The organism is Polaribacter sp. BAL334, assembly GCF_015767435.1.
GTDB lineage: Bacteria > Bacteroidota > Bacteroidia > Flavobacteriales > Flavobacteriaceae > Polaribacter.
Genome location: NZ_JADWOV010000059.1, coordinates 1 through 354 on the forward strand (window position 1 = coordinate 1; position 354 = coordinate 354).

Genomic DNA, 354 nt, shown 5'->3' on the forward strand with positions numbered 1-354 from the left:
ACAAAGAAGCGAAATGACATTTCAAATTTGGAAAAAGCTAATCAAAACATCTGTGAGGAGATAACAACCCATAGTAAAAACTATGAGACAAAAGTATTTTCAGAAGCTAAATCGAAACATGATAATTGGGTGAATGATTTAATGAGTTATGCTACCAATATACTTATTGCAGATGACAAAATAACCATTTTCAAAGCTAAAATAATACGATATGAACAGGAATTTCAAAAAGAAAGTGAGATAATAAAAATACGAGTAAAAAAAGAAAACTTAGATGCACAAAATGAAAAAAACGCTAAAATAGCTACTAATCAACAACGAATTAAAGAAATTCAGATTGAGCAAACCAATTAT

Annotated in this window: 1 protein-coding gene; it reads left to right on the plus strand. The window is 28.0% G+C overall.

All coding sequences use genetic code 11. The features are described 5' to 3' along the window. Positions 1–27 precede the first annotated feature (27 nt). Positions 28–354 (plus strand): hypothetical protein (locus IU405_RS00325; RefSeq protein ID WP_197436679.1); only part of this gene is annotated, 327 nt, incomplete at its 3' end.